Raw genomic sequence first — 4742 nt, 5'->3', positions numbered from 1 at the left:
GTGACCCGTCGCACCGTCGACATGGCCCACGCCTGTGGTGTGTCGGTGGAGGGTGAGCTGGGTTGCCTCGGCTCCCTGGAAACCGGTCAGGCCGGGGAAGAGGACGGCATCGGCGCCGAGGGTACCCTGTCCCACGAGCAGATGTTGACCGACCCGGAAGAGGCGGCGGACTTTGTCGCCAAGACCGGCGTGGACGCCCTGGCCATTGCCATCGGCACCTCCCACGGCGCCTACAAGTTTTCCCGCCCGCCCACCGGCGACATTCTGGCCATTGAGCGGATCAAGGCGATCAACGCGCGCATTCCCAATACCCACCTGGTGATGCACGGTTCCTCCTCGGTGCCCCAGGAGTGGCTGGCGGTCATCAACGAATTCGGTGGCGAGATTCCGGAAACCTACGGGGTGCCGGTTGCAGAAATTGTCGAAGGTATCAAGCACGGGGTGCGCAAGGTCAACATCGACACCGACCTGCGCCTGGCCTCCACCGGTGCCGTGCGCCGTTTCCTGGCGCAGAACCGGGCCGAATTCGATCCGCGTAAATACCTGAATGAAACCATCAAGGCCATGAAGGACATTTGTCTGTCCCGCTACGAAGCCTTTGGTACGGCGGGTCAGGCCAGCAAAATTGTTCCGCTGAGCCTGGAAAAGATGTCTCAGCGCTACCAGCGTGGGGGTTGAGCCAGCCAGTCAATTGAGGCTGCATCGGGGGGTGGGGCTACCCCCTTTCACGCGCAGTCCCGGTTTGCAGCAGCGCTGCACAGGAGTCGTCGACAGGTGATCCACAGCAAGTACCAGCACGCGCTGTTCGCTTTTTTCATGGCGCTGCCGATGTCCTGTTTTATGTCCCCGGTGAGCAGCATTTTCAATGTGGAGCTGGTGGACAATATTGTGCAGCATCTGGCTGCCCGCTTGGGGGTTTGCTTTCGTGGTGGCGTTCCCCGCGGTGATGGTGGTGGCGCCACTGGTCAGGCGTCTGGTGGCGCTGGTGGTTCGTCGCGATGAGCACTGATCGCGGCGACGGCCCCGGCGCCCCGGGCTGGGATGTGATCGGGCTGACCCGGCAGCAACTGGATACGTTGCGCGCCAGTTTGCCCCGCCTGCAGTTTGATCTCGCCCTCGACTGGCATGTGCCGCGCCCCGAAGAGACCTGGTACCAGAGCTACTATGGCCTGGATATGCTGGACGACCTGGCCACCGTGCGCCACTGCCTGGGGCGCTACGACTCCTGCGGCTTTCAGATCGCCACCCATTACTGGCTGCCGGAAAACCCCCGCGGCACCTATTTGGTGGTGCACGGCTATTTCGACCATATCGGCCTCTACGGCCACTTGATTCGCTACCTGTTGCGCCGCGGCTATGCGGTGGTGGCGTTTGATCTGCCCGGTCACGGACTGTCCAGTGGTGAGCGGGTCAGCATCGAAAGTTTTGATCACTACGTGGAAGTGTTTTCCGACTTGCTCCACCAGTGTGAGGCGCACTTTCCCAAACCCTGGAAGGCGGTGGGGCAGAGCACCGGGGGGGCTATTCTGATCAAGTATGTGATGGCGGCCAAGCCCCACCATTACCGCAATGATCTGGCGGGCGTGACGGTGTTGGCTCCGCTGATCTGGCCGCGGGACTGGATGAAGAGCCTGCGCACCTACAGGGTGTTTCACAAGGTGCTGAAAAAAATCTCCCGCACCTTCCGGCCCAACACCTCCGATGAGGTATTCAACCAGTTTCTGGAGAATGCCGATCCCCTGCAATACAGCTTTATTCCCATTGAGTGGGTGGCGTCGATGAAGCGCTGGACGGAGGAGTTTGCCGCCCTGCCGCCCTGTGATTACCCGCTGCGGGTGATCCAGGGGGACAGCGATGCCACGGTGGATTGGCGTTTCAACCTGGCGGCGATACGCAGAAAATTTCCCAACCTGCAGGTGGAAGTGATTGCCAATGCCCAGCACCACCTGGTGAATGAGGTGGGCTGGTTGCGCGACAAGGTGTTCAAGGCGCTGGATGCCGATTGATCATTTGGGAACAACAAAAAGGCCGCCATTAGAGGCGGCCTTTTTTTACTGCGTGCAATCGGGAAGCTAGAACAGCACCCGGCAGCGAATGGTACCTTCGATAGTGCGCAGTTCCTTGAGGGCCAGGTCGCTGTATTCCGCCTCCACATCGAGCACCACGTAGCCAACGGATTCCGTGGTCTGCAGGTATTGGCCGCTGATGTTGATATTGTTGTCCGAGAACACGTGGTTGATGGCGGTCATGATACCCGGCGTGTTGTGGTGCACATGCAGCAGGCGATGGGCGCCGGTATGGGACGGCAGCGATACCTGCGGGAAGTTCACCGCGCTGATGGTGGTACCGGTATCGCTGTAGCGGATTAGCTTCTCCGATACTTCCAGGCCGATGTTCTCCTGGGCCTCCTGGGTGGAACCGCCAATGTGCGGGGTCAGGATCACATTGTCGTACTTGCGCAGCGGCGAAACGAATTCTTCCTGGTTGGATTTCGGCTCCACCGGGAACACGTCGATGGCGGCGCCGCCCAGCTGCTTGGTTTCCAGGCGACCACAGAGGGCGTCGATGTCCACCACCTTGCCGCGGGCGGCGTTGATCAGCATGGCGCCGTTTTTCATGGCCGCCAGTTGCTCGGTGCCCATCATATTGCGGGTGGCGGCAGTGTCCGGCACGTGCAGGGAGATCACGTCGGAAACCCGCAGCAGTTCCCGCAGGGTGCCCACCTGTTCGGCGTTGCCGAGGGGCAGCTTGGTGACCACATCGTAGAACTTGACCTTCATGCCCATGGCTTCGGCCATTACGCTCACCTGGCTGCCGATGTTGCCGTAGCCGACGATGCCAAAGGTCTTGCCGCGCACTTCGTAGGCGTCAGTGGCACTCTTCAGCCAGTCGCCGCGGTGGGCGGCGGCATTCCTCTGGGGGATGCCGCGCATCAGCATGATGGTCTCGGCGATCACCAGTTCCGCCACACTGCGGGTGTTGGAGTAGGGGGCGTTAAAGACCACGATGCCGTGCTCGGTGGCCGCCTGTAGATCCACCTGGTTGGTGCCGATGCAGAAACAGCCGATGCCGATCAGTTTGTCGGCCGCTTCGATGACCCGGCGATTGAGCTGGGTGCGGGAGCGGATACCGACAAAGTGGAAGTCCTTGATCTTCTCCACCAGCTGGTCTTCGGGCAGCGCAGACTTCAGGTATTCCACATTGGTGTAGCCGGCAGCTTCCAGGGTGGTGACGGCGGAAGGGTGAACCCCTTCCAGCAACAGGAATTTGATCTTGGATTTATCGAGAGAAAAATTGACCATACGCTCCTCGGTCCAGTGGCCATACAGCTATCTGAAAAAAAGGCGGCTATGATACCATGCACGCCCTTCGATAACTGCCCCTATTTTATGGAGGTTCCAGACATGACTGTTGCCCCTCCGGTCATTGAGAAATTACGTGAGATTGTCGGTGAGCAGCGTGTGCTGACGGACGAGGTTTCCTTCCAGCAGTACGGCGTTGACCGCACCACCATCTGGCAGCCGGCGCCCGGTGTGGTGGTGCTGCCGGATACCACCGAGCAGGTGCAGGCCATCGTGCAGCTGGCCAGGGCGGAAAATCTGGCACTGGTACCTTCCGGCGGACGCACCGGTCTCAGCGGCGGCGCCGTGGCGCTGCACGGCGAGATCGTCATCGCCCTGGATCGCATGAACAAAGTAATCGACTTCAATGCCGTGGATCGCTCCGTCACCGTACAGGCGGGCATGATTACCCAGCAGCTGCAGGAATATGCCGAGCAGCAGGGGCTGTTCTATCCGGTGGACTTCGCCTCCGCCGGTTCCAGCCAGATCGGCGGCAATATCGCCACCAATGCCGGCGGCATCAAGGTGATCCGCTACGGCATGACCCGCGACTGGGTGCTGGGGCTGAAGGTGGTGGACGGCAACGGCAACATCCTCGAGCTCAACCACGGGCTGGTGAAAAACAACACCGGGCTGGACTTCCGCCACCTGTTTATCGGCTCCGAGGGCACCCTGGGTATCATCACCGAGGCCACCATCGGCCTGGCCAAGCCGCCGAAGGAGCTGAGCGTGCTGGTGCTGGGGGTGGTGGATTTCCCGAGCATCATCGAGGTGCTGAAAACCTTCAACGACGGCATGGACCTGACCGCCTTCGAATTCTTTACCCACAACGGCATGGTGCGGGTGGTCGACCACAGCCAGGTGCCGGTGCCGTTTGAGACCGAGGCGCCGTTCTATGCGCTGCTGGAATTCGAGCAGACCTCCGAGGCCGAGCTGGAGCGGGCCATGGAACTGTTTGAGACCTGCGTGATGGAGGGCTGGGTGGAAGACGGCGTGATCAGCCAGAGCCTGTCCCAGGCGGAGAACCTGTGGAAGCTGCGCGAGGACATGTCGGAAACCCTGTCCCGCTGGAAACCCTACAAGAACGATATCAGCGTCAATATCTCCCGCATGCCGGAATTTCTCGCCAAAGTGGAAGCCCTGGCGGCGCAGCAGTACCCGGATTTTGAAGTGGTCTGGTACGGCCATATCGGCGACGGCAACCTGCACCTCAACATCCTCAAACCGGATGAGCTGTCCATCGAGCAGTTCACCGAGCGCTGCAGCGGCGTCAGCAAGCAGATCGCCGCGCTGGTGGGCGAGTTCCACGGCAGCGTCTCCGCCGAACACGGGGTCGGCCTGCTGAAGAAGGAATACCTGGGTTACAGCCGTTCGCCGGCCGAGCTGCTGTTGATGCAGCAG

General features: G+C 60.9%; 5 protein-coding genes. 4 read left to right on the top strand and 1 reads right to left on the bottom strand.

Features of this window, described 5'->3' with window-relative positions:
• From ABY948_RS11210 to ABY948_RS11200, 3 genes are all read left to right on the top strand, one after another.
• A partial coding sequence (locus ABY948_RS11210) for a class II fructose-bisphosphate aldolase (RefSeq protein WP_461482622.1) occupies positions 1–678 on the top strand: 678 nt, incomplete at its 5' end.
• A gap of 208 nt (positions 679–886) precedes the next feature.
• Positions 887–1009 carry a DUF2798 domain-containing protein gene (locus tag ABY948_RS11205; protein WP_461482621.1) on the top strand — a complete coding sequence of 41 codons (123 nt, stop codon included), beginning with the start codon at positions 887–889 and terminating at the stop codon, positions 1007–1009.
• Positions 999–2006, top strand: a complete 1008-nt coding sequence (locus ABY948_RS11200; protein WP_461482620.1) for an alpha/beta hydrolase — start codon at positions 999–1001, stop codon at positions 2004–2006. Before ABY948_RS11205 ends, ABY948_RS11200 begins: the two co-directional genes overlap by 11 nt.
• 66 nt (positions 2007–2072) lie before the next feature.
• Here ABY948_RS11200 and serA read toward each other — a convergent pair whose 3' ends face one another.
• The gene (gene serA, locus ABY948_RS11195; protein ID WP_461482619.1) at positions 2073–3302 is read right to left on the bottom strand and encodes a phosphoglycerate dehydrogenase; all 1230 of its coding nucleotides are present in this window, start codon (positions 3300–3302) and stop codon (positions 2073–2075) included.
• 102 nt (positions 3303–3404) lie between these two features.
• Here serA and ABY948_RS11190 point away from each other — a divergent pair.
• Positions 3405–4742: FAD-binding oxidoreductase (locus tag ABY948_RS11190; RefSeq protein WP_461482618.1), on the top strand; the 1338-nt coding region annotated here is incomplete at its 3' end.

The sequence above is a fragment of the Porticoccus sp. genome (assembly GCF_041592135.1).
GTDB lineage: Bacteria > Pseudomonadota > Gammaproteobacteria > Pseudomonadales > Porticoccaceae > Porticoccus.
Note: the sequence above shows the minus strand (reverse complement) of the source record. Positions and strands in the feature narration are given on the sequence as shown.

What these genes read in the sequence shown, in the direction of transcription:
- ABY948_RS11200 (WP_461482620.1), top strand. Translation starts at nt 999, where the DNA reads ATGAGCACTGATCGCGGCGACGGCCCCGGCGCCCCGGGCTGGGATGTG.
- serA (WP_461482619.1), bottom strand. Translation starts at nt 3,302, where the DNA reads ATGGTCAATTTTTCTCTCGATAAATCCAAGATCAAATTCCTGTTGCTG.